The 25,658-nt window shown below is 52.9% G+C and carries 26 protein-coding genes; 25 read left to right on the forward strand and 1 reads right to left on the reverse strand.

Features of this window, described 5'->3' with window-relative positions; genetic code table 11:
- The first annotated feature begins 166 nt into the window (after window positions 1–166).
- From NYE74_RS06580 to murA, 15 genes are all read left to right on the forward strand, one after another.
- On the forward strand, window positions 167–1,159 hold the full coding sequence (locus NYE74_RS06580; protein ID WP_036619218.1) for a LacI family DNA-binding transcriptional regulator: 993 nt from the start codon (window positions 167–169) through the stop codon (window positions 1,157–1,159).
- A 470-nt stretch (window positions 1,160–1,629) separates the two neighbouring features.
- Complete coding sequence (gene upp, locus NYE74_RS06585; protein WP_036619220.1) at window positions 1,630–2,259, forward strand: uracil phosphoribosyltransferase; 630 nt, start codon at window positions 1,630–1,632, stop codon at window positions 2,257–2,259.
- Window positions 2,260–2,492: 233 nt separating this feature from the next.
- A complete protein-coding gene (gene wecB / locus NYE74_RS06590) occupies window positions 2,493–3,647 on the forward strand; it encodes a non-hydrolyzing UDP-N-acetylglucosamine 2-epimerase (RefSeq protein WP_036619221.1) in 1,155 nt (384 codons plus the stop codon).
- Between the two features lie 182 nt (window positions 3,648–3,829).
- Window positions 3,830–4,066 (forward strand): AtpZ/AtpI family protein, encoded by a 237-nt coding sequence (locus NYE74_RS06595; protein ID WP_036619222.1) that lies wholly within the window; start codon window positions 3,830–3,832, stop codon window positions 4,064–4,066.
- Complete coding sequence (locus NYE74_RS06600; RefSeq protein WP_036619223.1) at window positions 4,066–4,440, forward strand: ATP synthase subunit I; 375 nt, start codon at window positions 4,066–4,068, stop codon at window positions 4,438–4,440. The genes NYE74_RS06595 and NYE74_RS06600 overlap by 1 nt, the downstream gene beginning before the upstream one ends.
- Window positions 4,441–4,474: 34 nt before the next feature.
- The gene (atpB, locus tag NYE74_RS06605) at window positions 4,475–5,296 is read left to right on the forward strand and encodes a F0F1 ATP synthase subunit A (RefSeq protein WP_124333300.1); all 822 of its coding nucleotides are present in this window, start codon (window positions 4,475–4,477) and stop codon (window positions 5,294–5,296) included.
- 116 nt (window positions 5,297–5,412) lie between these two features.
- Window positions 5,413–5,640, forward strand: coding sequence for a F0F1 ATP synthase subunit C (gene atpE, locus NYE74_RS06610; RefSeq protein ID WP_036619226.1), 228 nt, complete (start codon window positions 5,413–5,415; stop codon window positions 5,638–5,640).
- A gap of 116 nt (window positions 5,641–5,756) precedes the next feature.
- Window positions 5,757–6,245 carry a F0F1 ATP synthase subunit B gene (atpF, locus tag NYE74_RS06615; RefSeq protein WP_036619228.1) on the forward strand — a complete coding sequence of 163 codons (489 nt, stop codon included), beginning with the start codon at window positions 5,757–5,759 and terminating at the stop codon, window positions 6,243–6,245.
- Entirely contained in the window at window positions 6,242–6,790 is a 549-nt protein-coding gene (locus NYE74_RS06620) for a F0F1 ATP synthase subunit delta (protein WP_036619230.1), read from the forward strand. Before atpF ends, NYE74_RS06620 begins: the two co-directional genes overlap by 4 nt.
- Window positions 6,791–6,805: 15 nt before the next feature.
- On the forward strand, window positions 6,806–8,320 hold the full coding sequence (gene atpA / locus NYE74_RS06625; protein WP_036619232.1) for a F0F1 ATP synthase subunit alpha: 1,515 nt from the start codon (window positions 6,806–6,808) through the stop codon (window positions 8,318–8,320).
- 182 nt (window positions 8,321–8,502) lie between these two features.
- Window positions 8,503–9,363: an ATP synthase F1 subunit gamma gene (gene atpG / locus NYE74_RS06630; protein WP_036619234.1), complete on the forward strand. Its 861-nt coding sequence runs from the start codon at window positions 8,503–8,505 to the stop codon at window positions 9,361–9,363.
- Window positions 9,364–9,398: 35 nt separating this feature from the next.
- Window positions 9,399–10,790: a F0F1 ATP synthase subunit beta gene (atpD, locus tag NYE74_RS06635; RefSeq protein WP_036619236.1), complete on the forward strand. Its 1,392-nt coding sequence runs from the start codon at window positions 9,399–9,401 to the stop codon at window positions 10,788–10,790.
- A gap of 62 nt (window positions 10,791–10,852) precedes the next feature.
- Window positions 10,853–11,266 carry a F0F1 ATP synthase subunit epsilon gene (locus NYE74_RS06640; RefSeq protein WP_036619238.1) on the forward strand — a complete coding sequence of 138 codons (414 nt, stop codon included), beginning with the start codon at window positions 10,853–10,855 and terminating at the stop codon, window positions 11,264–11,266.
- A 369-nt stretch (window positions 11,267–11,635) separates the two neighbouring features.
- On the forward strand, window positions 11,636–11,887 hold the full coding sequence (locus tag NYE74_RS06645; RefSeq protein WP_036619240.1) for a DUF1146 family protein: 252 nt from the start codon (window positions 11,636–11,638) through the stop codon (window positions 11,885–11,887).
- 252 nt (window positions 11,888–12,139) lie between these two features.
- Window positions 12,140–13,489, forward strand: coding sequence for a UDP-N-acetylglucosamine 1-carboxyvinyltransferase (gene murA / locus NYE74_RS06650; RefSeq protein WP_036619242.1), 1,350 nt, complete (start codon window positions 12,140–12,142; stop codon window positions 13,487–13,489).
- Window positions 13,490–13,841: 352 nt separating this feature from the next.
- Here the strand turns inward: murA and NYE74_RS06655 are convergent, their stop codons facing one another.
- Entirely contained in the window at window positions 13,842–14,876 is a 1,035-nt protein-coding gene (locus tag NYE74_RS06655) for a zinc-binding alcohol dehydrogenase family protein (RefSeq protein ID WP_124333301.1), read from the reverse strand.
- A gap of 311 nt (window positions 14,877–15,187) precedes the next feature.
- On the opposite strand from NYE74_RS06655, the gene NYE74_RS06660 reads away from it, so the two are divergent.
- The 10 genes from NYE74_RS06660 (at window position 15,188) to NYE74_RS06705 (ending at window position 25,464) form a co-directional block, all read left to right on the forward strand.
- On the forward strand, window positions 15,188–15,562 hold the full coding sequence (locus tag NYE74_RS06660) for a winged helix-turn-helix transcriptional regulator (protein WP_036619246.1): 375 nt from the start codon (window positions 15,188–15,190) through the stop codon (window positions 15,560–15,562).
- A gap of 903 nt (window positions 15,563–16,465) precedes the next feature.
- On the forward strand, window positions 16,466–18,280 hold the full coding sequence (gene spoIID / locus NYE74_RS06665; RefSeq protein ID WP_249732484.1) for a stage II sporulation protein D: 1,815 nt from the start codon (window positions 16,466–16,468) through the stop codon (window positions 18,278–18,280).
- A gap of 105 nt (window positions 18,281–18,385) precedes the next feature.
- Window positions 18,386–19,135 carry a M23 family metallopeptidase gene (locus NYE74_RS06670; protein WP_213509698.1) on the forward strand — a complete coding sequence of 250 codons (750 nt, stop codon included), beginning with the start codon at window positions 18,386–18,388 and terminating at the stop codon, window positions 19,133–19,135.
- Window positions 19,136–19,438: 303 nt separating this feature from the next.
- Complete coding sequence (spoIIID, locus tag NYE74_RS06675; RefSeq protein WP_124333302.1) at window positions 19,439–19,723, forward strand: sporulation transcriptional regulator SpoIIID; 285 nt, start codon at window positions 19,439–19,441, stop codon at window positions 19,721–19,723.
- 240 nt (window positions 19,724–19,963) lie between these two features.
- On the forward strand, window positions 19,964–20,962 hold the full coding sequence (locus NYE74_RS06680; RefSeq protein ID WP_036619254.1) for a rod shape-determining protein: 999 nt from the start codon (window positions 19,964–19,966) through the stop codon (window positions 20,960–20,962).
- A gap of 78 nt (window positions 20,963–21,040) precedes the next feature.
- Window positions 21,041–21,943, forward strand: coding sequence for a flagellar hook-basal body protein (locus NYE74_RS06685; RefSeq protein ID WP_036619256.1), 903 nt, complete (start codon window positions 21,041–21,043; stop codon window positions 21,941–21,943).
- Window positions 21,944–21,971: 28 nt separating this feature from the next.
- Window positions 21,972–22,796 (forward strand): flagellar hook-basal body protein, encoded by an 825-nt coding sequence (locus NYE74_RS06690; RefSeq protein WP_036619258.1) that lies wholly within the window; start codon window positions 21,972–21,974, stop codon window positions 22,794–22,796.
- 12 nt (window positions 22,797–22,808) lie between these two features.
- A complete protein-coding gene (locus tag NYE74_RS06695; protein WP_036619260.1) occupies window positions 22,809–23,009 on the forward strand; it encodes a DNA-directed RNA polymerase subunit beta in 201 nt (66 codons plus the stop codon).
- 287 nt (window positions 23,010–23,296) lie between these two features.
- A complete protein-coding gene (gene fabZ / locus NYE74_RS06700) occupies window positions 23,297–23,719 on the forward strand; it encodes a 3-hydroxyacyl-ACP dehydratase FabZ (RefSeq protein ID WP_036619262.1) in 423 nt (140 codons plus the stop codon).
- A 26-nt stretch (window positions 23,720–23,745) separates the two neighbouring features.
- Entirely contained in the window at window positions 23,746–25,464 is a 1,719-nt protein-coding gene (locus NYE74_RS06705; protein ID WP_341004660.1) for a phospho-sugar mutase, read from the forward strand.
- Window positions 25,465–25,658: the final 194 nt, after the last annotated feature.

The raw sequence follows: 25,658 nt of genomic DNA on the forward strand, positions 1-25,658 counted from the left end.
AAAAATCCCGTAAAATAAGGATATAGTAACTGATAATTTACAAAGTTTTATGGTATCGTTAATCATATGAAAACAGTTGTATGCCAGGATATGGCCGACTATTATGGAAATAGACAATTCCGAGTTGCGGGTTCTTTTCGATAGATAAAGTGAGGGGATGCATGAAATGGCGAGTATCAAAGATGTGGCCAAAGTTGCCGGAGTATCCGTGACGACCGTTTCCAGAGTGATGAACAACCGGGGATATATCAGCAAAGAAACCCGCCGCAAGGTGGAAAAGGCGATGGAGATGATCGATTATCATCCCAACGAGATCGCCAGGGCGCTGCAGAAAAATCAGTCTTATTTTATCGGGATCATCGTTCCCGACTCGAATCACCCGTTTTTCTCCGATTTGATCAAGTATGTTGAAATGAGCGCGAATGAAAAAAACTACAAGCTGCTCGTTTGCAATTCCCTCGAGGACCCGGACAAGGAAGCGAACTACATTAGTATGCTGCGCCAGAACCGGGTGGACGGGATCATCATGTGCAGCCATACGATGGATATCGAAAGTTATAAGAAGGTTCCTTTTCCGATCGTTTCCTTTGACCGTCTCGTATCGCCGAATATCCCCTGCGTAGGCTCCGACAATTACAGAGGCGGGGAACTGGCGACGGAGCATCTGATCGGGCGGGGATGCAAACGGCTCCTGCATATCTCGGGGCCGCTCGGTCTGGATATGCTCTCCAACCGGCGGAGGGACGCCTTCGTGATCACTTGCATGAAGCACGGCATTGCCTACGATATCATTGAAGGCGCACACAACAAGCTCACCTTCGATTATTTCTGGTCGTTTATCGCCGAAAAGCTGCCGCCGGACAAGCTTGGCGAATACGACGGCGTATTTTGCAGCAATGACATCGTGGCATACGCCTTGTACATTTACGCGCAGCAGCACGGTATCCGGGTGCCAGAGGATTTTAAAATCGTCGGCTACGATTACCATAGCTTCACGCGGATGCTGCAAAATCCGAAGCTAACCACCATCATGCAGCCCAGTGACCGGATCGGCGCCATGCTGACAAACACGTTGATCCGAATGATCGAAAATACGGAAGGGGAATTGATCAACAATACGACGGTGGACATCACCCTGATTCAAGGGGAGACTACCTGATTTCCAGCAGATACGACCATTATATAGAAGAGTCATGAGCCGAGGGTTCGCGCCAAACGGTGCGAGCCGGCTAAAAGACGGATTTTGTTGCAGGGCGCCTATGGCGCTTTTTTTTGAAGAAAGACGGTTTGGTGGACCAAGTGCAAAAGTGCAGTTTATTCACCTCAAACTGGCCCACTTATGCGATACAAATGCAAAAGTGCATCTCATTTGAGCCTTCCGATAAAAAAGTAGCTTTTGACCGGAATTGTACTGCACTTTTGCATTTCGCTACCCATTTGTCTCTGCTTTCCAGCGAAAGTACGCCAATACGCCGTTTTTCTTTGCTCTTTTTTGCCAGTCGATTCCATACCGGCCCCTTCATGGCATTCGAAAAAAGACAGTGATATAATAAACAAGATTTGTGCACATTGGAATTTGGGAAACTTGATGCAAATGGAAACTTAGCAATAGAACCGGAGGGACTAATTATGGCGAAATTGGTGGTATGCGATCACCCTTTAATCCAACACAAACTGACATTTATCCGTGATATGCGAACGAACACGAAGGATTTCCGCGAGCTGGTGGATGAAGTGGCCACATTAATGGCCTATGAAATTACGCGGGATATTCCGCTGGAATCCATCAAGGTGCAAACCCCTGTGGCCGAGGCCGAATCGCGGGTCATTTCCGGCCGGATGCTCGGGCTTATTCCGATTCTCCGCGCGGGGCTGGGCATGCTGGACGGCGTGTTAAAGCTGCTGCCTGCGGCGAAGGTGGGGCATGTCGGACTGTTCCGTGATCCGCAGACGCTGCAGCCGGTGGAATATTACATAAAGCTGCCGACGGATGTACAGGAACGCGAGTTGATCGTCATCGATCCGATGCTGGCGACAGGCGGTTCGGCGATCGCGGCGATCGACGCCCTGAAAAAACGCGGCTGCACGCAAATCAAAATGATGAACCTGATCGCCGCCCCGGAAGGAGTCAAAGCGGTGCATGACGCCCATCCGGACGTCGATATCTACGTTGCCGCCCTGGATGAACGCCTGGATGATCACGGTTATATTATCCCTGGCCTGGGTGACGCCGGCGACCGTCTGTACGGCACGAAGTGATCCAAAGACGACTTTTTGAACTACCTCATTTAAGTATTGTTCAAAAAGTTGGCTTTTCAGCACCAAGAAGGTTGGATGAAGCTAGGGACTGAGTAGCGGAGCGTAGGATGATCCTACGTGAGCAACGGAAGGCCCGGCTGAATTCAAGATTCGATGTCGAATATGCTGCTGTGTACCAACTTCGTGATCAAAAGACAACTTTTTGAATTACCGCTAAAGGAAGGGAATGGGACATGTCTAAGATTAAAGTAATGACCGTCTTCGGCGTAAGGCCGGAAGCGATTAAAATGGCGCCGCTGATTCTGGAATTGCAAAAGCATAGCGACCATATCGACTCTATCGTGTGTGTGACGGCCCAACACCGTGAGATGCTGGACCAGGTGCTGGACGTGTTTAAAATCGTTCCGGACTACGATCTGGATGTGATGAAGCCGAGCCAAAGCCTGAACGAAATCACGATTCGCGTACTGCAAGGTTTGGAAGGGGTGCTGCGCGAGGCGAAGCCGGATATCGTGCTGGTCCACGGCGACACGCTCACGACATTCCTGGCCAGCTATGCAGCTTTCCTGCAACAGATCAAAGTCGGCCATGTCGAAGCAGGCCTGCGCACCTGGAACAAGTTGTCTCCGTATCCGGAAGAAATGAACCGCCAGTTGACTGGAGTGCTTGCGGACCTGCATTTTGCTCCGACGGAGTGGTCCGCTGGAAATTTGCGGAAGGAAAATAAGCCGTCGTCAGCTATATATGTCACAGGCAACACGGTAACAGATGTGTTTCAATATACAGTACAACCTGATTATAAGAACGATGTGCTCGACTGGGCCGCAGGCAAACGGTTGATTTTGATGACGGCTCACCGCCGCGAATCACAGGGCGAACCGCATCTGAATATTTTCCGCGCCGTGCGGAGAATCGCCGATGAGTTTGAGGATGTGGCCATCGTGTATCCGGTACATCCAAGCCCGGCGGTTAAAGGTCCCGCCCACGAAACTTTGGGAGGGCATCCCCGTATTAAACTTATCGATCCTTTGGATGTGGTGGATCTGCACAATTTTTATCCGCACACCCACCTTATACTTACGGATTCGGGCGGTTTGCAGGAAGAAGCGCCTTCCTTTGGCGTTCCCGTGCTCGTGCTTCGCGACACGACGGAACGTCCGGAAGGAATCGAGGCAGGGACACTGGAACTGGTCGGCACGAACGAGGAGATGGTTTATGAACGGACAAAGGCGCTGCTTTGCGATCAAAAAGCTTACGCCGCCATGAGCCATGCCGCTAATCCATATGGTGATGGGAAAGCATCTACGCGAATTGTCAATGCGATTTATCACTATTTTGGAATAACGGACGAGCGTCCGGAGGATTTTCACAGAAAGTTCACAAATTGACGAAAATTTGTTTTGATCGCAAGCATAAAAAAGTATACAGTATTACTGTACGCTGTATGCGTTTGCCCCAGGATTGCAAGGACAAATTTAGCATTTCACGACTTTAAACCGCTAAAAAACCTCAATTGACAAGAACTGTTCACAGTTAGTAAAATAAATTGGGATTATTAGGGTGAATTGAAATGGAGGATCCGATAAAACCTGGAGGCAACAACAGTGTATGGAAGGTTGCCGCTTTGGTAACGGCCTTAGGGACGAATTTTGCCATATGCACGATCGGCGGTTTCTACTTCGGTTCCTGGTTGGATAAGCTTTGGCTGACGAATGGTGTCGGTATCGGTCTGGGCGTTCTAACAGGAATTGCGGTCGGGATCGTCGGCATCGTAGCGCTGATCAGATCGGTCATGAGGGGGAAATAATGGATGAGCTGTCGAAATTAAGCCGCGCTTTGACAGCCGGGACGCTTGGTTTCTTGGCCCTTTGCTTTTTGGGAGGCGCTTTATTGCCGGGATTGCAAAGCATTATGCTCGGTATGGCGCTGGGTGCGGCGGTAAGCTGGATCAATGCGTATTACCTGGGCCGAAAGGTGCGGCGTCTGGGTGATGCGGCTGCGGCCGGCGAAGCCAAGCGGATCAACATGGGTTTTCTTACCCGGACGGCTACGGCGGTCTTGGCGGTATTCGCCGCCATGAAATATCCGCAGTACCTCAACGTGTATGCGGTTGCCGGGAGTCTGGTTTTTGCGCAACTTTACCTTCTTATTATAGGCATCAAATATTCTCGCAAACCTTGAGTTGTATTCAACCTGAGATTGGGGGTGAGAAAACATGCATGAAGCTCCGATTATTGAATTGGGCGGCCTGCGTTTCGACTTGTCGATCATTTTGATGCTGGTCGTAACTTGCACCATCGTTTTTGTGCTGGCGAAATTGGCTACGCGAAACCTGTCTGTCGAGAATCCCGGAAAATTGCAAAATTTTTTGGAATGGGCGGTTGAATTCGTTCAGAACATGATTTCAAGCACGATGGACTGGAAGAAAGGGAAGCCTTTTTTATCCCTGGCTATGACGATGATTATGTTCATTTTTGTGGCCAATATGCTTGGACTTCCGTTAGGGATCGCCACGGAGTATACCGACCCGGCAAAAGCAACCATTTTCGGACACGAAATTACCTCCGTTGTGAAGGTGCTTGAGGAAGAACACGCGAAGCACCCGGATGAGGAAGCGCACGCCGAAGTGGCCTGGTGGAAATCCCCGACCGCGGACGTAAGCGTGACAATGGGGCTGGCATTGCTGGTATTCCTGATATCCCACGGACTTGGACTTACGAGAAACACGAAAAATTATTTGAAGCACTATATCCAACCGTATCCGTTTTTCCTGCCGATTAACATCATTGAGCAGCTGTCGAAGCTGCTGACGCACGGCGTTCGTCTATTTGCCAATATTTTTGCGGGCGAGGTGTTGATCTCCACGATCATGACTTTGGCGAAGGCCAGCGTCATCGGGATGATCGCTTCTGTACCGCTGCTGATGATTTGGCAGGGCTTCAGTATTTTCGTCGGTGCGATTCAGGCGTTTGTGTTTGTCATTCTGATGATGGTGTATATTTCGCAGAACCTGGAGAGCCATGAAGAAGAGCATTGATAACATGAGATTTACGCTGCAAGGTTTTAAAAATCAGTTTCAAGTTACGGAATGGAGTACTGCTTCATCCTGACTGAACTATACAAATTGAATTTATTTTTAAGGAGGATATACAAATGGGAGCAATGGCATTATTGGCAGCAGCTATCGTAGCAGGTTTGGGCGCGTTTGGCGCAGCGCTGGGTAACGGGATGGTTATCAGCAAAACGGTCGAAGGGATCGCGCGTCAACCGGAAGCGAAATCCACTCTGCAAACGACGATGTTTATCGGCGTTGGTCTGATCGAGGTCCTTCCGATCATCGGCGTGGTCTTGGCCTTCATGTTCTATGGTTTGGCCGGCTAAATGAAAAGGGAAAGAAGAACTGGCGGGGAAGGCCACAGCCGTCCACGCCTTCTTTTTAGCCCAGGCAGAACGATCTCGCTATATGCGGATAGGCTTCGGAAAGGAGTGACTTGAGATTGAGTTTCGTATGGGAAAATACCGTCATCGCACTGATTGCGATCGGAATTCTATACTTCTTGTTAAATAAATATGCTTTTGGCCCGCTGTTTTCCGTGATGGAAAAACGCCGCGAGCTCGTGCAGCAGCAGCTGAACGAAGCCGCGCAAACCCGCGAGCAAGCAAGCGCTTTTGTGGAGGAGCAGAAGGCGGCCCTGCAGCAAGCGCGTAAAGAGGCGTACGACATCATCGAGCAGTCCAAGCAAACGAGCAGCAAGCAAGCGGCTCAAATGCTGGAGCAGGCCAAAGATGAGGCCACTCGTTTGAAGGAAGAGGCGCTGCGCGATATTCAAAACGAGAAAAACCGTGCGGTGGAACAGCTTCGCAACGAAGTGGGAACTGTCTCCGTGAAGATTGCTTCCAAGCTGATCGAAAAAGAGGTCAGCGATACCCAAGTTCAAGGCGAACTGGTTGACAAGTATCTTAAAGAGGTCGGTGGCCGCTCATGAGCCGCGAATCCGTAGCAGCCAAACGGTATGCCAAAGCGTTGTACGAGATCGCGGCGGGGGAAAACCGGACGCTGGAAGTGGAAGAAGAGCTGAAAGCGCTCGTCGGCGCCTTCCGGTCCGGAGCAGAAGTCTCGCATTTTATTTCTTCGCCGAACATCACCGAAAGCCAAAAATGGGAAGTGATATCCCAAGCGATCGAGGGCAAGTTGTCCAAGTCCGTCGTCTCGCTGGCGAAGCTGTTGGTGGAACGGGGAAGAATCGGGATTTTGCCGGAACTGCTGGACGCTTACATCAAAATCTCCAGCGATGCTCTTGGAATCGCCAATGCGGTGGTGTTGACCACGTATCCGCTCAACGAAGAAGAAAAAGGGCAGGTTGCTGCCGAATTCGGCGCGCTCGTGGGCAAAAAAATCCGCGTCGAAAACGAGATCGACAAATCGCTGCTCGGCGGCATGAAGGTCAGAATCGGCGATACATTATACGATGGAAGCTTGGCCGGCAAGTTGGAACGGCTTGAAAAGTCTTTTCGAAGACAAGCACTGTAGATAGGGGTGAAACACTTGAGTATCAGACCTGAAGAGATCAGCACGCTGATTAAAAGTCAGATCGAACAATATAAATCGGAAATCGAAGTGGCCGAGGTCGGCACCGTTATTCAAGTTGGCGACGGTATCGCCCGTGTCCACGGACTTGAAAACGCCATGGCAAACGAGTTGCTTGAGTTTGAAAACGGCGTTTTTGGTCTTGCGCTCAACCTGGAAGAAAGCAATGTCGGTGTCGTTATCCTTGGCCCTTACAGCGAGATCCGCGAAGGCGATCAAGTAAAACGCACCGGGCAGATTATGCAGGTTCCGGTCGGGGAAGCTATGCTGGGACGCGTCGTGAACCCGCTCGGCCAGCCGGTTGACGGCAAAGGGCCGATTGAGACGACGGAATTCCGTCCGGTAGAAAACAATGCGCCGGGCGTTATTGAACGGAAATCGGTACATGAACCGATGCAGACCGGGATCAAGGCAATCGACTCGATGGTACCGATCGGCCGCGGCCAACGCGAGCTCATTATCGGCGACCGTCAAACCGGTAAAACGGCGATCGCCATCGATACGATCATTAACCAAAAAGGCAACGGCGTGAAATGTATTTACGTAGCCATCGGGCAAAAGCAATCCACCGTCGTAAACGTGGTGGAAACGCTGCGCCGTCACGGCGCGTTGGATTACACGATCGTAGTAACGGCTTCCGCTTCGGAACCGTCGCCACTCTTGTACATCGCTCCATATGCCGGCGTTGCCATGGCGGAGTACTTCATGTACAAAGGCGAGCATGTTTTGATTATCTATGACGACTTGTCGAAGCAAGCCGCGGCTTACCGCGAATTGTCCTTGCTGCTTCGCCGTCCTCCGGGCCGCGAGGCGTTCCCTGGCGACGTATTCTATCTGCACTCCCGTCTGCTGGAACGCGCCGCGAAGCTGAGCGACGAGCTCGGCGGCGGCTCGATTACCGCGCTGCCGTTCATCGAAACGCAGGCGTCCGACGTCTCGGCCTATATTCCGACGAACGTTATTTCGATCACGGACGGTCAGATCTTCCTGGAGTCCGACCTGTTCTATTCCGGTCAACGTCCGGCCGTTAACGTCGGTATTTCCGTTTCCCGGGTAGGCGGCTCGGCGCAAATCAAAGCGATGAAGAAGGTTGCGGGCAGCCTGCGCCTTGATCTCGCCCAATATCGCGAGCTTCAGGCGTTCTCCCAATTCGGTTCCGATTTGGATAAATCGACGCAAGCGCGCCTGACGCGCGGTTCGCGGATGATGGAGATCCTCAAGCAGGGCGTAAACCAACCGCTTGCCGTTGAACTGCAGGTTGTCAGCCTTTATACGGCGGTTAAAGGTTATCTGGACGATATCCCGCTGGGCGATGTGCGCCGTTTCGAAACGGAATTCCTGTCCTTCATCCAAAACAATCATGACGATGTATTGCAGTCGATCCGCGATACGAAGGATTTGACCGCAGACAACGAAGAAAAGCTGAAACAAGTGATCGAGCAATTCAAACGCGGATTCGCGACGAAGGCATAAATGAGTTGAAGCATAAACCGGCTTTGGCTTTATGGGCAAACGCCGGTTTGTGGCTGTGTAAAACAACTTTGGCTTCGCCAAAGTTCAAGCACTTGCTTACGAAGCGGTTTTGGCCCCGCCAAAACTTAGACTATGCTTACGAAGTAACTTTGGCTCCGCCAAAGTTTTGAGGTGGTGAAATCATGGCAAAAGGGATGCGCGAAATCAAGCGCCAGATCAAAAGCGTTCAGAACACCCGGCAGATCACGAAAGCGATGGAAATGGTAGCCTCGGCCAAGCTGCGCAAAGCGCAGGAAAGAGCGCAGGCTTCCCGCCCTTATGCGGAAAAGTTGAAAGAGGTCGTTTCCAGCATTGCCGCCGGAACTCAAGGGGTTAGCCATCCGATGCTCGAATCGCGTCCGGTGAAGAAAACGGCGTATATCGTCATTACTTCGGACGGCAGTCTGGTCGGTGGCTACAACGCGAATATTTTGCGGAAAGTAACGGATCTGATCAAGAGCAAGCACACCTCTTCGTCGGAATACGGCATCTTCGTGATCGGACGAAAAGGCAGAGACTATTTCAGACGCCGCAATTATCCGGTCGTTGAAGAAGTGACCGAACTGTCCGATACGCCGAAATTCGCGGACATCAAATCGTTGACGTACGCGGCCGTTCAAGGTTTTGAGACGGAACAGTTCGATGAAATTTACGTTTGCTATAGTCGGTTTATCAATGCGATTACGCAGCTGCCGACGGTCGAGCGCTTGCTTCCGTTCGAGTCCGTGCAAGCGGAAGGTCCAACCAGCAGCTATGAGTATGAGCCTTCGCCAGATGGTGTGCTCGAAGTGCTGCTTCCGAAGTATGCCGAAACGTTGATTTTTGGCGCGCTTCTTGACGGCAAAGCGAGCGAGCTTGGCGCCAAAATGACGGCGATGGGCAGCGCGACGAAAAACGCGACGAAAATGATCAATGAGCTTACCCTGACATACAACCGCGCTCGTCAAGCCGCGATTACCCAAGAAATTACGGAGATTGTCGCAGGGGCGAACGCGCAAAGCTGATAGTTCCGAAAGCATTATCTAGGAGGGAAACGAAGATGAACAAAGGACGCGTTGTCAGCGTAATGGGTCCGGTTGTTGACATCGAATTTCAGCGCGGTCAACTGCCGGAAATCTTCAACGCAATAAAAATTGAGAAACAGGATGGCCAGTCCGCCCTGGTTCTGGAAGCTTCCAATCATCTCGGCGACAACCTGGTGCGTTGTATCGCCATGGCCTCGACGGACGGTCTTGTGCGCGGCACGGAAGCTGTCGATTTAGGGGCGCCGATTTCGGTTCCGGTAGGGGAAGTGACCCTAAGCCGCGTATTTAACGTCCTTGGCGAAACGATCGACAATAAAGGCGAAGCCGCAACGGAATTAAGATATCCGATCCACCGCGAGCCGCCGAAGTTCGAAGAGCTCTCGACGCAAGCGGAAATGCTGGAAACCGGGATTAAGGTTATCGACCTGCTGGCGCCTTATGCGAAAGGCGGCAAAATCGGCCTGTTCGGCGGCGCCGGCGTAGGGAAAACCGTTACGATCCAGGAACTAATCAACAATATCGCGCAAGAACACGGCGGTATTTCCGTGTTTGCCGGTGTAGGGGAACGGACGCGTGAAGGGAACGACCTTTACATGGAAATGACCGAATCCGGCGTAATTTCGAAAACGGCCATGGTATTCGGGCAGATGAACGAACCGCCGGGTGCGCGCTTGCGCGTAGCTCTGACCGGCCTTACGATGGCCGAGTATTTCCGCGATCAGGAAGGCCGCGACGTGCTGCTGTTTATCGACAACATTTTCCGGTTTACGCAAGCCGGTTCGGAAGTATCGGCCCTGCTCGGCCGGATGCCTTCCGCGGTAGGTTATCAGCCTACACTGGCTACGGAAATGGGTCAGCTGCAAGAACGGATCACCTCGACCAAAAAAGGTTCCGTTACTTCGATTCAAGCCATTTACGTGCCTGCGGACGACTACACCGACCCGGCGCCGGCTACGACGTTCGCCCACTTGGATGCGACGACGAACCTCGAGCGGAAAATTTCCGAAAAAGGGATTTTCCCTGCGGTTGACCCGCTGGCTTCCAGCTCGCGGATTTTGACTCCGGAAGTCGTGGGACAGGAACATTACGATGTTGCCCAAGGGGTAAAACAAATTTTGGCTCGTTATAAAGAGCTTCAGGATATCATCGCCATCCTCGGTATGGATGAACTTTCCGATGACGACAAGACGCTGGTGGCCCGCGCCCGGAAAGTCGAACGTTTCCTGTCGCAGCCGTTCCACGTAGCAGAGCAGTTTACCGGCTTCAAGGGCAAATATGTGCCTGTTGCCGAAACGGTCCGCAGCTTCAAGGAAATTCTGGACGGCAAACATGATGATCTTCCGGAAGCCGCGTTCCTCTTCGTTGGTACGATTGAAGAAGCTGTCGAAAAAGCAAAGACGCTGTAAAACCGCGCCGTTAAAGCGGATGCTTCAGAAATGAACTATCCCGCGAACAGGAGGGATAACAAGTGAGCACCTTTTTATTGGAAATCGTCACGCCGGAGCATGTGGTGTTCTCGCAAGAGGTGGACAGTCTGACTGTCCGGGGCAGCGAAGGGGAGCTTGGCATTATGCGCGGCCATATCCCCCTTGTAACGCCGCTCCAGGTGGCACCGATCGTGGCCAAAAAAGGCAAGGAAACCCGTTTGATCGCCGTACACGGCGGATTCATAGAAGTGCAAAGCGACAAAGTGATCGTACTCGCCGAAAGCGCCGAGCTGCCGGAGGAGATCGACGTGGAGCGCGCCATCGCCGCCCGGGAACGGGCCGAACGCAGATTGGCTTCGCGCAGCAACCAGGACCGTATCGATCATCGCCGGGCCGAGCTTGCGCTGCAGCGGGCGGTCACGCGGATCAACGTATCCTCTAAAGCTAAGAAATAGGCCAAAAAGACCGGGCACCCTTAGGTGTCCGGTTTTTTTGGCGATTAGTACGTTTTGCTTATTTGATTTCGCTTAAAATTAGGACTTTCGCAGGAAATCTTGCCGTTTATGAAGAACATACTAGGAGAACATACTAAAAATACGGTTTTTCAGCAAGAGAAATCCTTAAAAAATTGATATTTTGTAACCCTTTGCAGACAAAGAAATGCTGGATTATTCCTTCGCGGGCAAGTATGATATATAAGGTTCTATATTTTTGACCAAAATCAAAAATCGGGAGCATAAGCGAAAAGGACTGCTTTGCAAAGAGGCATTAACCGATTAGGTGCTTGCAGCATAAATATAAAACGTAATGGAGTGGATGTAAGCATGAGCCCGGTCGAGACTGTGTCAACCTCGGTTGGAGTGAATGGCTTGACGGCGATCCTTGTTTTATTGGCCTGTATCGCCATCTCCTGGTGGTCGCTGCAGAACTTGAAGCTGGACCTTGTCATCCGGCATCCGAAAAGCCCGCAAGGAAAGCTGCTGCAGCTGCTGCTCGCCATTGTGCTTGGGCGATTGGTCGCCGACTTTGTAATGGAATATTGGGGTTATACCCAAATGTTGAAGTATATGTTTTGAAACACCCGTGGCAAGAAAATGTCGAATAACATCATTTCATTGTGTCAACAATGGTGAATAAGGACTACGGCTCAAAAGCAAGCCCGAGAACTGGACAAAAGCCAGTTTTCTAGTCAAAATGAGCTTATTCGACAAGATTAGCGCCTTGTACGCCTTAAATGACAGGTGATATGATGGAATTTAGGGTATATACGGGATACCTTCTTCCAATCGGGGAAAAAAAGTGAAAATGAACGCGCGGAGGGAACCATGATGAGCAAATTTATCGTCCGCGGTGGCAATGTATTGGCCGGGAACGTAAAAGTAAGCGGTGCTAAAAATTCAGTGCTACCGATCATTGCAGCGTCTTTATTAGGTGAGGAAGGAATCAGCGTCATTCGCGATGCTCCTCCGCTTGACGATGTAATGACCATCAATAAAGTTTTGGAGTCACTTGGAGCGACAGTTACATATGACCGGGAAGTGATCACGGTGAACGCGCAGCACATCGCTTCATGTGAAGCCCCTTATGAATGGGTGCGCAAAATGCGGGCGTCTTTTCTTGTCATGGGTCCTTTGCTGACACGGATGGGTTTCACCCGAATTTCGCTGCCGGGAGGATGCGCAATCGGAACGAGGCCGATTGACCAGCATCTAAAAGGGTTTGAAGCGATGGGAGCGGAAATCAACCTTGGTCACGGCTTTATTGAAGCCAAATCGCAGGGGCGGCTTCGCGGCGCTAAAATATATCTCGACGTGGCCAGCGTCGGAGCGACGGAAAACATCATGATGGCAGCAACGTTGGCGGAAGGGACGACCGTCATCGAAAATGCGGCCAAGGAACCGGAAATCGTCGATCTGGCCAATTACTTGAACGGAATGGGCGCGAAAGTTCGCGGCGCGGGAACCGGCGTCATCCGCATCGAAGGCGTGGAGAAGCTGCACGGCTGCGAGCATACCGTCATTCCCGACCGCATCGAAGCCGGAACCTTTATGATTGCCGCCGCCGTTACGGGCGGAAACGTGTTTGTCGAAGGGGCGATCGCCGATCATTTGGGGCCGGTCATTTCCAAACTGGAAGAGATGGGCGTGATTGTGGAAGTCCAGGAAAACGGCGTCCGCGTCATCGCCGGCAAGCCGCTTAAAGCGGTAGACGTCAAAACCTTGCCGTACCCGGGATTCCCGACCGACATGCAGTCGCAAATGATGGCCCTGCTGCTCGTGTCCCAAGGAACGAGCGTAATTACCGAGACGGTTTTCGAAAACCGGTTTATGCATGTGGACCAATTCCGCTTGATGAATGCGGAGATTAAGGTGGAGGGCCGCAGCGCAATCGTCACCGGCGAGTCCAAGCTGAGCGGAGCCAAAGTTTGCGCGACCGACCTGCGCGCGGGTGCGGCGTTGATTATCGCCGGGCTGGCTGCCGACGGAACGACGGAAGTGAGCGGAACGCATCACATCGACCGGGGTTACGTTCATTTGGCCGAGAAATTGTCCGGACTTGGCGCGGACATTTGGCGGATCTCCGTAGACGAGAAACAGACCTCGCAGGAAGCCGAAAAAGTTCCGGTAACCATCAAGGAGGAAATGCCTGTTTTGAAAATCCAGCCTTCCTGGGCGTAATGAAGCAAGCTTTTTTCCGTGCATGACCGAAATGATGGTTATTATCATAGGAGTGAAAAGAACCATGCTGGTGGCAGCATGGTTTTTTGTTTAAAGATATCAGCATCCTGATAACGGAAGGAAAACTACCGCGAGGGTGAACCGTTGAATAGTTGCAAAACATAAAGTTATTAATACGGATATGTAGCCAAGCGCTTGTATAATTGCAAACCCTACAATTATATCTGATTAATCAGCAAGGCTGGCGGACATGTTTGGGTGTAGATGCAGGAAATACATTTAAAATATACAAATCCGTATCTTGGATTAAATCCAGTTGTAACTTTTGCAACTAATCGTCCAAGTACGTTGGTCAACTAAAGTTCTCTAGAACGATTTTGCCGATGGTCCGGCCTGTTTCCACCATGGCGTGAGCTTGGCGCAAGTTGGCGGCATTGATCGGTTCCAGCTTTTCAGCTATCGTTGTACGAATTTTGCCCTTATCCACGAGCCGGGACAACTCGCTTAGCAGCTTATGCTGTTCGATCATGTCTTCCGTTTGAAACATCGGGCGGGTAAACATCAGCTCCCAGACGAACGTTGCGCTTTTATCCTGCAGGAGCGTCAAATTCAGCAGCTCATCGGTTTCCACGATCGAGCAGATTTTTCCTTGCGGGGCGATCGCTTCCGCCATGTTTCCCCAATGCTTTTCCGTGCTATTCAGGCAGAAGATGTAATCCGCGTGCTTAATGCCGATCTTTTGGAACTGCGGAACAAACGCTTCATAATGATTGATAATGTGATCGGCTCCCATTTGTTTGGCCCAATCGGCGGACTCGGGCCGCGAAGCGGTGCCGATGACCGTCAACCCGGCGAGTTTGGCCAACTGCGTGGCGATGGAGCCGACGCCTCCGGCAGCGCCGATAACGAGCAGCGATTTGCCGGCGTTATCGCCAGCGTTTTGGGAGATGCCAAGCCGGTGGAACAGGCCCTCCCAGGCGGTAATCCCGGTCAAAGGCAGAGCCGCCGCCTCGGCAAATCCTAGCGATGCCGGCTTGCGTCCGACGATCCGTTCATCCACAAGGTGGAATTCGCTGTTTCCCCCGGCCCGGACGATGCTCCCGGCATAATACACTTCATCGCCAGGCTGAAACAACGTCGTTTCCGGACCAACTTGCTCCACAATCCCGGCGACATCCCAGCCGATTACGCGCGGCGTTTGTTCGGTACGGTTTTTGGGGGAACGCACCTTAACGTCTACCGGGTTTACGGAGATCGCTTTGACTTTTACCAGCAAATCTTTGCCGCCCGGCACCGGCTTTTCAATTTCCACATCCAGCAGACTTTCCGGATCGTTAATCGGTAAATACTTATAGAACCCTACCGCTTTCATCATTTCTTTAGCCATCTTTATGAACCTCCGTATCTGATTAAATGGATTTTCCCTTAACACTTGTTAATGTAATGCATGTGCTTTAAAATTGTAAGTACGCACAATCATGTTATGTAGTATTCATTTGTATACTATTAATGCGAATTTAATAATGCGAATTCAAAAAGTCGGATTTTAGCCGAGGCGGGCGCACAAACTTGGGAGACAGACCGCGTTAGCGTTGTTTTTCTTGCGATGAAGGAAGCTAAGGCTAGGACATCTGTTTCTTTCTTAATGCCTTCAAAAGATGACTTTTTGAACCGCCTCTATTAAGGAGTTGAATAAGGATGCGCGATCGCAAAAGCGGCTACGGTGCCTGTCCTAATGAAGAAGGCTGCCCGGTCGAATATACGCTGGACGTCATCGGCGGCAAGTGGAAAGGCTTGCTGCTGTATCATTTAATCAACGGACCGATCCGGTTCAATGAATTCCGGCGGATTTGCCCGACAATCACCCAACGGATGCTGACGCTGCAGCTCAGAGAACTGGAGCAGGACGGCATCGTTCACCGCGAGGTTTATCATCAAGTGCCCCCGAAGGTGGAATATTCGTTAACCGAATTCGGCCAGACCCTGGTCCCGATCATTCTAAAAATGAAGGAATGGGGCGAAACCTACAAAAGCCAGAAGCCGCTCCCGAAATCGGCGGAGGTACAGTCCTAGTTTCAGCTTTAAGCTGGGAAGGAAACGGGATGAGCAGTGTGAAATGGATGGGCAAAGGTCAGGCAAGTGAAATAGATAGGCGGACTAGATTAATGATCTAAACAAGTAATTGGACAAATCATTAAATAAGCTAATCAGATAAGTAAGCTCGATGAGCAGCTTGAAGACGGTATGGTATTCCATGCCGTTTTTTTGTGCCCAAAACAGTCATGAGCTTTGCGCGGAGCGCCGGGGTCAATTCGGCCATCGCCGTGTTTGCCCCATATCCTTAACGGGCATAGTAGGCGGGAAATGGCCAAACCGAGGGCGGGAACACTGGCGTTGCGTAAACTCAAACTCCTGCACAAGACAACTTGTTGTCTTGATACATTTCAGTTTTCCCGCAAAGGCTTAGTGTTCGAAATAAAAGTGGGCTTGCAGGAAATCTAACGGTCGTAGCAGCGGCTATTTTCCGAAAAAAGCCCTTTTCAAAATTTTAACGGATGTGAGAAGCGTTATTTGCCTGAGTTTAAGCAAAATGAGCCGGGTGTCAGTGAAATAAGCGCTATAGTAACCGTTACAATTTGAAATCAACGTTTTTTGAGCGGATAGCGGTTGTGGCAACCGTTAGAATAGTTGTGGCTTAATGCAGCGCTAGTGGGGGAGAGAACTTTTTCGGACCTAGGAGCTGCTTGTATCATCAAATTAACGGAAGTCGCCTTATCGGGATCTTTGCAGTCTGAACCGCAGCTGCTTTTGATTTGTTATGCTTTTTTGTCCTGAAACGAACCTTTCAAAACATCGGAAATTCGGTAGCTTGCCGTCACATTCTAAGTTTTTCGGTTCTAGCAGATTCTGAAAACTCATATCTATGAGTATAGCGATCAAACGATATAACGGGGCAAAAGCTAGGATGCGATCGTTATGGAAGATCGCGGCAGTCAGAATCCGATGGAGGTAACTCAGTTGCTGCAGGAAAAAACGCATTCTTTGAAAATAAACGTCGCGCCAAGGCAGGAGAGGCCGGCGGGCAGTACGGCGGAGGGAAGGCCGCCGGCGGCACGGGCAGACGGCCGTAAGCCGGAGGAGGCGGTTGGCGGGGCGAGGCTGGCGCTGGCGGGGAAAGCCGCTGGCGATGCAACGGCAACGGTGGCAGGGAAAAGCGCGAGTGATGCCAAGCTCGCGGGGGCGACAAAGGCTGCAAGCGGTGCGCAGCTGCAAGCAGTAGGAGGGGGCGAGCGCGGAGCGAGGACGGGGGCAGTGGAAGAAAGTGTTAGCGGTGGGAGACCGCAGATAGCAGTAGAGACCGTACGTGGCGCGAAGCCGGGGACAGCAGAAACCGCAAGCCGGGCAAAAGCGGGTGCGGCGATAGAAACAGCGAGCGGGGCGAAGCCGCGGGTAGCGGGAGGGGCCGTGCGCGGGGCGAAGCCGGGGGCGGCGGAATCCGCCAGCGGGGTGAAGCCGCGTGTGGCGGCAGGCGATCCGCGCGGCGCGGAGCGGTCCGCGGCGGAGGCGCCCGCGCGCGTCGCAGACGCCCGCGCGCGGGCGGGCACGGACCGCGTGCGCGTCAGCGTGCGCACGCGAAAGCCACCCATCCGCCGCCAGGCGGGCGGATGGGGCGGGCGGCGCGCCGCCTGGCAGGCGGCGCTCGCCGCGCTGGCGCTGGCGCTGCTGCTGCCAGCGCTGCACGCCTGGCGCGCGGCGCATGCGCCGGCCGCGCGCACGGACCCGGCGGCGGTGCCGGGCACGCCGCCCGCCGCTGTGCAGGCGCCAGCGCCGCCGGGCGCGGCTGGCGCCAATCCGCCGCAGGCCGGCGAGGCCCCGGCCCCGCTGGCGGACACGCCGGTGCGCGTTTACCTGTCGCGCACCGGCGCCGTCGAAACCGTGCCGCTCGAACAATACGTGACCGGCGTCATCGCCGCCGAAATGCCGGCGGACTTTGAGCTGGCGGCGCTCAAAGCGCAGGCGATCGCGGCCCGCACTTTCATCGTCCGCCGCCTGGCCGCCGGCGACACGAGTGGGGTTTCGGCGGAAAACGCCGACGTTACCGATACGGTCGACCATCAGGTCTACCTCTCGCGCTCCGTTTTGAACGCATGGAAAACGGACGGCAAAGCGGAGCAGTTGGCCAAGCTGCAGGAAGCGGTCCGGCAAACGCAGGGAATCGTCATGACCTACCGAGGCCAGCCTATCACCGCCTCCTTTTTTTCCTCCAGCGGAGGATACACGGAAAATTCCGAGGAATACTGGTCTTTGAAAATACCCTATTTGCGCAGTGTTCCAAGCCCTTGGGACGCGAGCGTCAATCCCGGGAATCGGGAAACCGTCCGTTTGCCGGTGGCTGAGCTGTTCGGCAAACTGGGTCAAGAGATGCCGGAGGATGTCAAAGCCGTTTTTGGGAGCGGCGGTACAAACCGGCAGGCACCCGCCTCCCTCAAATCCGCCCCGTTTAAAGTGCTGTCCTGGACGACCGGGAGGCGAGTAAAAGAAGTCCGCGTCGGCGGCAAGGTGTATACCGGACGAGAAGTTAGGGAAAAGCTGGGTCTGCGCTCAAGCCAGTTTACGATGACGCTGGACGCAGGCGAGGTGAAGATCACCACCTACGGGTACGGCCACGGCGTCGGAATGAGCCAGTGGGGGGCCAACGGCATGGCCAAGCAGGGTTTCACGGCCACGCAGATTTTAAAACACTACTATACGGGGATTGCCTTCCAGCAGGCCTCGCATTTTTTAAAGTAGCCGAAAAGGATGCAAACTTGTATTCTAACTTTTTTTGAAATTTTAATATAATCCGAGTATAAAAGAATCCGCCCCGGTAACAATGGTTACTGAGGTGATAACCAAATGAATGAACAAGACCAAAAGAAACAGTCCCGCGAAGAATCTCCTAAAATTGGATTGGGAGAACCGGCAGCTCCGGTATCTGCGTGGAAAAGATTATTGTCGAAGAGATGGGTTTACCCGGCAGCATATGTGGCGGCAGCGGCAATTATACTAACCTTAGTGTGGGTCTACCAGGATGCGAGCAACAAGCCGATGGACTCGACCCCCGCCAGCGTGACCGACTCCGTAAACCTGTCCGGCGATGAAGGAGTGACGGGCCAGGAAGAGACGCAAGGAGGAGAGGCAGCCGAGGTGATCGCTTCCTCCGAAGATCTGGCATGGCCGGTCGCGAATGTGTCCGAGGTATCCGTCGTCAAGCCGTTCTATGAAAAGGACGCTACGGCGGAGCAGCATCAGGCGGCATTGGTGCAGTATAACGATACGTTTACGCCGAACACCGGGATCGACCTGGCGCGCGAAGACGGCAAGCCGTTTGATGTGCAAGCCGCGATGAGCGGGAAAGTGACGCGGGTGGAGGAAGTTCCGCTGCTCGGTTATGTCGTGGAAATTACCCATGCCAACAACCTGAAAACCGTGTACGAAAGCTTGTCGGAAGTAAAAGTGAAGAAAGACGCCGAAGTGAAGCAGGGCGATGTGGTCGGCAGCGCCGGACGCAACGAGATGGAAAAAGATCTCGACAACCACGTACACTTCGCCGTTTATGAAAACGACGAGCTGGTGAATCCGGAAACGGTGCTTCCGAAAAACTAACCAACCCGGCTAAATTAGTATCAACAGAACGCCGAACGATCCGGCCACCCGGATCGCCGGCAATGGCGGAGGGCGAAAGTCCTCCGCTTTTTTATCCGTTAGGCAAGCATTCTTCAGCCCCCCTATAATCTCTCCAAAGAAAGCAATGCCGTTTGCACTTTTCATCCGTTTATCGGCAGCCGTTTGCATGCCCCGAAAATAAATTGGTTCCACGGAAGCTTGTCAGGCTTGGAAACAAAGAATATATAGGCCCGCCACTCATATAATGTACCAAACTATCTCGAAGCAGAGGGAGGCGGGAGCGTGCACGATTACATCAAGGAACGGACGATTAAAATAGGCCGGTGCATCGTTGAGACGCGGCACACGGTTCGAACGATCGCCAAGGAGTTTGGGGTGTCGAAGAGCACGGTGCACAAAGATTTAACGGAACGTCTGCCGGAGATCAATCCGGATTTGGCCGATCAGGTCAAACACATTCTCGAGTACCACAAGTCGATCCGTCACCTGCGGGGTGGAGAAGCGACCAAGATCAAGTATAAGAAAAAAGGGCAGTCTAAACGCGAGGTGATTAGCACGGTAAACTAATGGGTAAATATTAAGATTGCTTTAAGCGGATTAGGATTGAATACATCCCCTAAAGTATGGTATTTTTAACTAAGGTATAAGATCGTGGACTTCTATCCATCATTCCCGAATTTTAACGATTATGATCGGCTTTTGTCGAATCCGACTTCTGAGATGTGGGACTTTTACCATAGGGCTCTGGAAATGGCTGTACCGTCTTTTCCGTGATCCGTTAAAAATACGCTTTGGGGGAGCATCGTAATGATGAGCAAGGATATTGGTATTGATTTAGGCACGGCCAATGTGGCGATTCACGTTAAAGGAAAGGGAGTTGTTCTGGACGAACCTTCCGTCGTGGCGATCGACAGCGAAGGAAAACGCGTTATGGCCGTTGGCGAAGAAGCGAGGCGAATGGTTGGGCGTACGCCGGGCAACATCACTGCGATCCGTCCTTTGAGGGACGGGGTTATCGCCGATTTTGAAATTACGGAAACGATGCTGAAGTATTTTATCGATCGCGTTGGGGGAAGAAGCTGGTACAGCCACCCGCGGATTCTGATCTGCGCGCCGACGAACATCACCTCGGTTGAGCAGAAAGCGATTCGCGAAGCCGCTGAGCGCAGCGGCGCCAAAGAAGTTTTCTTGGAAGAGGAACCGAAGGCGGCAGCCATCGGGGCCGGGATGGATATTTACGAACCGAGCGGCAACATGGTTGTCGACATCGGCGGCGGGACGACGGATGTGGCGGTGCTCTCCATGGGGGACATCGTCACGGCTTCGTCCATTAAAGTCGCGGGGGACAAGTTCGATGCCGCCATTATTAAATATATTAAGTCGAAGTACAAGCTGCTCATCGGCGAACGGACGGCGGAAGATATCAAAATCAAGATCGGAACGGTTTATCCGAACGGACGGTTGGATGAAATGGATATTCGCGGGAGGGACATGGTTTCCGGGCTTCCGCTGACCGTGACGATTAAGGCTAACGAGGTGCAGGAGGCGCTTGCCGATCCGGTTTCGAACATCGTGGCGGCGGCAAAATCGGTGCTGGAGCGCACTCCGCCGGAATTATCCGCCGACATTATCGACCGCGGCGTGATTTTGACCGGCGGTGGCGCTCTGCTGAACGGACTTGACGAACTGCTCGCGGAGGAGCTGCACGTACCGGTGCTGATCGCGGAAGATCCGATGCACTGCGTAGTGAAGGGGACCGGCATCATGCTCGATAATTTGGACAAGGCCCTCAAGAAAAAGATCTGATCCGACGATATTATTAATGTAGGAATGTTATTGCCGCGGGGCAATTGAACATAAAATTGGGCAGATGGAGGGATGGCCATGTTAAGAGGTCTTTATACGGCGGCTTCGGGGATGCTTGCGGAGCAGCGCCGCCACGATACGGTGACGCAAAATATCGCCAATCTCAATACGCCGGGGTACAAACAGGTGAATTCGGTAGCGCACTCTTTTCCGGAGATGCTGATCGCATTGATGGGGGACAAGCGCTCGGGAAGCCCCGCTCCGATCGGAAAGCTGGTGACCGGGGTGTTTGCGGAGGAAAGCTTGCCTGCGTTCGTTCAAGGCGATCTGAAGGAGACGCAAAAAAGCACCGATTTTGCCCTCGTTTCCAGCTTGAGTTTGGACGATCCGGCTACCGGTGAGCCGATTGCTTTCGACGCCTCGGGGAAATACGTCGGGCAGGACGGAACGGTGACTTATCAGCCCCAGGCGTTTTTTGCCGTGGCGGATGAGAACGGCAATGTCCGATACACGAGAGATGGCAATTTTAACGTGAACGCTGCGGGCGAGCTTAGAACTTCGACCGGTTACCGCGTTTTGGACGATCAAGGAAACGCTATTGTTCTGGCCGCCGGAATGTCGGTAGACAGTTTGAAAAGCAGTGCCGCCGGGCAATTGACGACTTATGATAACAATACGGGAACGACGGTTCCGGTTGCCGCCCTCGGCATCGTTGTTGCGGACCGTCCGCAGCAATTGGTCCGTGAAGGGAACGGTGTGTATGTCGCCCAAGATGAAACGGCCGCCGGCATCCGAACTTTTGATCCGGCCGCTGACGGTGCGTCCGTTCGTCAGGGATATCTGGAAGTATCCAATGTGGACGCGGCCCAGTCGATGGTCGACCTGATGGCTGCCCAGCGGGCGTATGAGTCGAATCAGAAAATTATCCAATATTATGATAAGAGTTTGGAAAAAGCGGTAAATGAAATCGGCCGCGTATAACGCGGGCTAGGGAATAGGGAGGTATGGCATGAACAACTCCATGATCAGCGCCATGGTATCGATGGGCGGAATCCAGCAGCGTCTCGATTTGCTTGCCGATAACATCGCGAATGTGAATACCGTGGGGTATAAGCGTAAAGAGGCCTCGTTTGAAGATACATTAACCGAGGTGCAACAGCAAATTCCCAAATTCAATAATTTGACGGGCCGGGCGACGCCGTCCGGGTTCAATTTGGGCTTTGGTTCGAGATTGTCTCATGTGGCGTTGAATTTCCAGCAAGGCTCGATCAAGGAAACCGGGAACGCCACCGATCTGGCGATCGAAGGAAACGCTCTGTTTAGCGTACTGACGCCGGATGGGGTCAAAGCTTATACGCGGGCCGGGGATTTTCACATTCAGCCGAATCCGAATGATGGGGAAAGCTCCTATCTAATGAACAACCAGGGATATGTGGTGCTCAACTCTGACGGAGAACCCATTGAAATCCCGGCCGGAGCCAAACTGGAAATTGACGGTGCGGGCAATATCCGGGCGACGCTTGGGGAAGAGGTGACGGAAGTAGGCCGGATCGCTTTGCTGACGCCGGAGCGGCCGGAGGCGCTGCGTCAACGGGACGGTAATTTGTTCGTATTGGCTGACGGCGTAAATGAAGCCGATGCACTTGTCGATACGCTGACGCTTCCAGTGGGGAAACAGGCAGGAGTCCGGCAGGGAGCGGTGGAACAATCCAACGTGGATTTGACCGATGAGATGGCGGAGATGGTTCAGGTGCAGCGGGCTTATCAACTTTCGGCACGCGCCTTGACGTCCAGCGAGACGATGATGGGTCTGGCCAACAACTTGCGCGGATAGGTGGGGAGTTCCATGACTGAAGAACGTCGCCCTGAACCCAAGCGGGCTGCCTGGATCGTAATCCTGCGCATCGTACTTATCTTATTGTTCCTGCTCGTCGCTTTGGTGGGAGGCGCCGTCGTCGGTTACGTTGTGTTCGGGAAGCAGGACGCATCGGACATCTGGCAATGGGCCACCTGGCGGCATGTGTTTGATCTGGTGTTCGCCCCTTAAGAGGACACATTATTATAGTAGAAATTGAGCGGAAATGTCCACAACTCCCTGCAATGGGAGTTTTCTTTTTGCCTGCGGAAAATGTATAATGATGGGGGACCGTATGGCGAAAAAACAGTTCAAAAGGGCTTCATCCGTAAGCGGCGCTGACGCCGTCTGCGGATAAGCCCCTTATCTTAACCTTCGCTTTGCGCAGATGCGAAGGATAACTACAGTTTGACCGAATGCCGGCCGTTTTATTCAGGCGAGGTCATCCGCTATTTCTTTAAAACCGAAAGGAGATACATATGCTGGATATTAAACAGATACAGGAGATCATTCCGCACCGCCCTCCGTTTTTGCTGGTTGACCGGATCGTGGAGCTGGAGGTGGGAAAACGGGCGGTTGGGATCAAAAACGTAACGATCAACGAGCCGTTTTTCACCGGACATTTTCCGGAGTATCCCGTCATGCCCGGCGTACTGATTACGGAAGCGCTCGCCCAGGTAGGGGCGGTAGCGATTTTGCAGGTCGAGGCCAATCGCGGCAAAATCGGCTTCCTGGCCGGTTTGGACAATTTCCGGTTCCGCGGCCAAGTCGTTCCCGGCGATACGCTTCGCTTGGAGGTTGAGATTATCCGCCTGAAAGGCTCGATCGGCAAAGGACACGCGGTGGCCAAGGTCGATGAGAAAGTGGTTGCCGAAGGCGAGATTATGTTCGCATTGCAATAAGGAGAAAACAAGGAGGAGCATGAACCATGACTGAAATCAGCGCATCCATCAAAGCGAAAGTGGAGGGATGGTTGCAGGACCCTTCCGTAGATGAAGCGACCAAGCAGGAGCTGCGCAGTTTAGAGAACGATCCGAAGGAACTGGAGGACCGGTTCTACCGGGATCTCGAATTCGGAACCGGCGGGCTTCGCGGCGTGATCGGCGCCGGCAGCAACCGGATGAACCGCTATACGGTGGCGCGGGCTACGCAAGGCTTCGCCCAATATATTCTGGAAGCGCATGCCGGCAAGGAAGGGAAACCGTCGGTGGTTATCGCTCATGATTGCCGCCATTTTTCGCCGGAGTTTGCGCTGGAGGCGGCGCTGGTTTTGGCCGGCAACGGAATCGCCGCCAAGCTGTTTCCGTCGCTCCGTCCTACGCCGCAGCTATCTTTTTCCGTACGGGCTTTGAACGCGACGGGGGGGATTGTCATTACGGCCAGCCATAACCCGCCGGAATACAACGGGTACAAGGTGTACAACGCTTCGGGCGGTCAATTGGTGCCGCATGAAGCGGAACGCGTCATCGCGAACATTCAGGAAGTCAGCGCGTTTGCGCAGGTGAAGCGCCTGACTCGCGAGGAAGCGGAAGCGAAGGGGCTGCTCGTTTGGCTAGGCGAAGCGGAGGATGAGGCGTTTGCGGAGACGGTTGCCCGCACCAGCGTGAACCGGGAGCTGCTGTTGGCGGGAGCGGCCAAAGAGTTGGTCGTCGTCTTTACGCCGCTTCATGGCACAGGTAATGTGCCGGTGCGCCGCGTATTGGAGAAGCTGGGCTTCACGCAGGTGCACATCGTGAAAGAGCAGGAGCAGCCGGACGCGAACTTCTCCACCGTGAAATCGCCGAATCCGGAGGAGCGCGAGGCGTTTGCCATGGCGATTGAACTGGGTAAACAAGCGGGAGCCGATCTGCTGATCGGAACGGACCCGGATGCCGATCGGATGGGAGCTGTCGTCAGAACGGCAACCGGAGAATATGAAATACTTACCGGTAACCAATCGGGCTCATTGCTTGTACACTATGTATTAAGCCAAATGAAAGCAGCCGGTACGCTTCCGGCGAACGGGGCGGTCGTCAAAACGATCGTCACCAGCGAACTCGGCGCGGCGATTGCCCGCCATTACGGAGCAACGGTGTTTAATACGCTGACCGGTTTCAAATATATCGGCGAAAAAATGGACCAATTCGAAAAAACGCAAGACTATACTTATTTGTTCGGCTATGAGGAAAGCTATGGATATCTGGCCGGCAATTATGCTCGCGACAAAGACGCGGTAGTGGCGTCGGCTCTGATCTGCGAGGCCGCGGCTTATTACAAGCGCCAAGGCAAAACGCTGATCGACGTGCTGGGGGAGCTGTACGCGCAGTTTGGGTATTACCGCGAAGCGCTGGCGTCCCGCACGCTGAAAGGCAAGGACGGTCTGGCTAAAATCGGCGAGTTGATGGAGAATTTCCGCAGCAATCCGCCGCAGCAAATCGGGGGCGTGCAGGTTAACGAAATGCTCGATTACTCGCTTGGCCTGGACGGCTTGCCGAAGGAGAACGTGCTGAAATTTTTGCTGGAGGACGGCTCCTGGTTCTGCTTGCGGCCTTCCGGTACGGAGCCGAAAATCAAATTTTATTTTGGCGTTTGCGGTACGTCGAGTGAAGATGCTTCAGCGCGGCTTGGACGAATCCAGGACGAAGTACTGGCTCGCGTCGACGCTTAATCGACTAGAACTCCTGTTACAATTTCTTAGATTTTAAATGACAATTTGAGAAGATTTAACTGCAATGGTGCATTTATGATGGAAATATTGGTTTCGTGGACAGCTCATCGTATGTGCGCTTTTGCAGTTGTCTTCTTGATAGGGTGACCCAAACTTTCAGCCGTTAAGCAACTGCATTTATGCATTTTGAGGAG

This window comes from Paenibacillus sp. FSL P4-0127 (assembly GCF_038007325.1).
Taxonomy (GTDB): domain Bacteria; phylum Bacillota; class Bacilli; order Paenibacillales; family Paenibacillaceae; genus Fontibacillus; species Fontibacillus macerans.